This is a genomic window from Aeromonas sp. QDB18, assembly GCF_027705325.1.
Classification (GTDB): domain Bacteria; phylum Pseudomonadota; class Gammaproteobacteria; order Enterobacterales; family Aeromonadaceae; genus Aeromonas; species Aeromonas caviae.
On sequence record NZ_JAPDBQ010000228.1, the window covers coordinates 1 to 3,485 of the forward strand.

Sequence of the window (3,485 nt, forward strand, 5' to 3'; positions counted from 1 at the left end):
ATCGATTGGATCGGACATACTGAGTACAGTGAAACCAGAATAGAGCAATTAGATCACATCTTTAATCTGATTGGTATAAAAACGTTTTATTTTCAAAGGCGTCGTGTTATACGGATGGTGAAAACCATAAAACCAAGGAGGGAGCCATGGACATGTTCAACTTCGATTTTGACGAGGTCGTTGAGCTGGGTTCACGTAGCCGCGGGACAACGGGAAAAAAACGCAAATGGCGTGAGATTGAGGCGCTTAAAGACAAGCACCGCCTGCAAAAGGAGCTGCAGGCCATCGACATCGCCTATGAAGGATCGGACGACCTGGAGCTCTGATACGCCCACATCGCCCATGTTTCACTCCAGCGAGTGGAGCCATAAAAACAGCGCCCCGGATTGACCGGGGCGCTGTTTTTATGGGTGAACCTCCTGTCAGGCTGCAGGCAGCGAGAGCTGTTTGGCCAGCGCCTGGAAGTGCTGGCTCACCTCCGCCCCGAACAGGGGATCATTGATGGCCCGGTTCTGCCAGAGCTGTTCGAGATGACGCCAGTCATCCTCGGTCAGGGAGTCGCGCAGATGGGGGAAGATGACCCCTTCCTCATAGTTCATGTGCGCCTCCTGCTGCTCGATGAACTGCTCCAGACGGGCCACGAACTGATCCAGCGGGATGACCGCGTCCATCAGGATCATCTCCACCATCTCCTTGAGCTCGGTCCCTGCATCCAGCAGACGGGCGTGCTCCTCGTGCAGCCGGTTGGCCACCTCCCCCTCCACCACCCTGTATTTCAGGTAGTAGTCATAAATCATGTCTTCCTTCGGGTGGTGATACTTGTCGGATACCTCGCGCAGATAATCCACCACATCCCGCAGCAGGAAGTAGCTCACCGGCTGCTCATTGCGAATGGCCGCCAGCTTTTGCTTGAGCAGCGTCAGCAACCGGGTGATGTTGAGGTGGTCCTTATGCAGACTGGATAACATGGGCACTCCTTGCACTGAAATGAGAAAACGTCTGTCTCGAGTATACGGTCATTTATTGCCTGAACTTTGCACTCAATCAAGTCGTATGCAGACAGCGGCTGCACCAGCCTCTCACCACAGGAGGCACAGGGGAGACCATTTCCCCTGTGCATGCACGGCGTCAGGCCGCTGGATCGGCGCAGACCGAGAGCCAGTCGATGGGACTGCGTCCTTGCTGGACCAGCAGGCGATTGGCCTCGGAGAAGTGGCCGCAACCGATGAAACCGCGATGGGCAGAGAGCGGGCTGGGATGGGGGGCGCTCAGCACATGGTGGCGCGACCGGTCGATGAAGCGCCCTTTCTTCTGGGCATGAGCGCCCCACAGCAGGAAGACAACTCCCTGGCAATGGGCATTGATCCGCTCGATGACCCGATCGGTAAAGGTCTCCCACCCCAGGTGGGCGTGAGAGTGCGCCATGCCCGCCTGTACCGTCAGCACCGTATTGAGCAGCAGCACTCCCTGTCTGGCCCAGGATTCCAGGAATCCGTGATGGGGTGTGACAAAACCCGGCAGATCCCGCTGCATCTCCTTGTAGATGTTGACGAGGGACGGCGGCGTGCGCACTCCGGGCAAGACGGAGAAGCAGAGGCCGTGCGCCTGGTCCGGGCCGTGATAGGGATCCTGCCCCAGGATCACCACCTTGACGTCATCCAGCTCGGTCAGTTTGAAGGCATTGAATACCTCGGTCGCCGGGGGATAGATCACCTTGCCCGCCTCCCGCTCGGCCCTGACGGTGGCCAGGGTGTCCATGAAATACGCCTGCTCTTTCTCCGAACCAATCACATCTTTCCAGGTCAGCACACCCGTCTCCTCTCGTTGCGAATCCACTCCTTCCATCCTGGCTGGCATGCCAGCCTCTCCCTCTCCCCACTCCCCGCCTTCTGTCCAGCTTGGCACCGCTATCTCCTCGGTCAATAGAGCAAGGGGCTCAGGATAGGGTCCTCGCCCCCAAGACGCAACCGCATGGAGGTCAGGCTCAGCCTTGCCAGCCTGGGAAGTGGCGGCGGCGTTCACGGGCAATGACCGGTACTGCGTCGACACAGGAATAACAGGACGTCCTTCGGACAAGCCTCATGGGCAGGCCGATTTTCTCTGACGCCAGAAATAAACCCTAAAGGTGTAGTTAAATTACTAGATAATAATAATAAAAAATGCATAATTCATATATCTTACAAAAACAGAAAAATGATCTGTTTTTGATTCAACTCAATGATTTAATCCCTTTCAATGCACGCAAAATGGGGTTTTATTGATTTGGATCAATTTTCGTAATATTACCGTCGTGGTATATATGGCCCCAACGAAGTAAAGGTGTAAGGCAAGGCCCCGTTAAATCATTCCTTCCAAGAGGTGGTTTAAAAACATCAGGGTAATGTGCTTACCGTTGAATCCGCTTTCCTATGAGGAGTCATACCATGATCAAGGGCATCCAAATCACCCAGTCCGCCAACGCCGCTCTGCTGAACTCTTTCTGGCTGCTGGACGAAGAGAAACAACAGGCTCGCTGCATCTGCGCCAAGGGCGACAGCTTTGCCGCCGATCAGGAAGTCAGCCTCTCCGACCTGGGTCAATTCGAATACCGTGAACTGCCGGTTCAGCAAGAGCCTGTGGTCGAAGGGGGTCAGCACCTGAACGTCAACGTACTGCGCCGCGAAACCCTGGAAGACGCCATCGCCAACCCGGAAAAATACCCGCAGCTGACCATCCGCGTCTCCGGTTACGCCGTGCGTTTCAACGCCCTGACCCCGGAGCAGCAGCGTGACGTGGTCACCCGCACCTTCACCCAGAGCCTGTAAGGCGCCCTGCGTAAAGAGATAAAAAACGGCCCCCTCGGGCCGTTTTTTCATGGGTGATGATCGCCGCCGGAACCTGGGTCAGCTTCGCAGGTCCACCGGCCTTGCCACCACGGGTTTCGCCAGGGCGTCCTGCATGGTGGCCTCGTCGAGCTGATCGCAGTAACGAGCTACCACCAGGGTCGCCACCCCGTTGCCGATGAGGTTGGTCAGGGCGCGCGCCTCCGACATGAAGCGATCAATCCCGAGGATCAGCGCCAGCCCGGCCAGCGGCAGATGCCCTACCGCCGAGATGGTGGCTGCCAGCACGATGAAGCCACTCCCCGTGACTCCGGCCGCCCCCTTGGAGGAGATAAGCAGCACCACCAGCAGGGTGAGCTGATGGAACAGGTCCAGCGGGGTGTTGGTCGCCTGGGCGATGAAGACGGCGGCCATGGTCAGATAGATGGAGGTGCCGTCCAGGTTGAATGAGTAACCGGTCGGGATCACCAGACCCACCACTGACTTTTTGCAGCCCAGCGCCTCCATTTTCATCAGCATGCGCGGCAATACGGATTCCGATGAGGATGTTCCGAGCACGATCAACAGCTCTTCCCGGATATAGGCAATCCTGATTACCCATGATTAGCAGTCAGTTACCACGAACTATACTGATCTTACGTACAGTTATCGAGGTGCGAGATC

4 protein-coding genes and 1 pseudogene are annotated in these 3,485 nt (G+C 56.6%); 2 read left to right on the top strand and 3 right to left on the bottom strand.

The genetic code is table 11. The features are described 5' to 3' along the window. The first annotated feature begins 146 nt into the window (after nt 1-146). On the top strand, nt 147-326 hold the full coding sequence (locus OKC30_RS20195) for a DUF3545 family protein (protein WP_010673858.1): 180 nt from the start codon (nt 147-149) through the stop codon (nt 324-326). A gap of 96 nt (nt 327-422) precedes the next feature. Here the strand turns inward: OKC30_RS20195 and OKC30_RS20200 are convergent, their stop codons facing one another. Both OKC30_RS20200 and ung read right to left on the bottom strand, forming a co-directional pair. After that, complete coding sequence (locus tag OKC30_RS20200; protein ID WP_041212588.1) at nt 423-968, bottom strand: hemerythrin domain-containing protein; 546 nt, start codon at nt 966-968, stop codon at nt 423-425. A 160-nt stretch (nt 969-1,128) separates the two neighbouring features. Further along, on the bottom strand, nt 1,129-1,809 hold the full coding sequence (ung, locus tag OKC30_RS20205; RefSeq protein ID WP_048207174.1) for a uracil-DNA glycosylase: 681 nt from the start codon (nt 1,807-1,809) through the stop codon (nt 1,129-1,131). Between the two features lie 614 nt (nt 1,810-2,423). On the opposite strand from ung, the gene grcA reads away from it, so the two are divergent. Further along, on the top strand, nt 2,424-2,804 hold the full coding sequence (gene grcA, locus OKC30_RS20210) for an autonomous glycyl radical cofactor GrcA (RefSeq protein WP_010673855.1): 381 nt from the start codon (nt 2,424-2,426) through the stop codon (nt 2,802-2,804). Between the two features lie 78 nt (nt 2,805-2,882). Here grcA and OKC30_RS20215 read toward each other — a convergent pair. Further along, nucleotides 2,883-3,410, bottom strand: a pseudogene (locus OKC30_RS20215) (cation:dicarboxylate symporter family transporter); the annotation flags it as partial. Nucleotides 3,411-3,485: the final 75 nt, after the last annotated feature.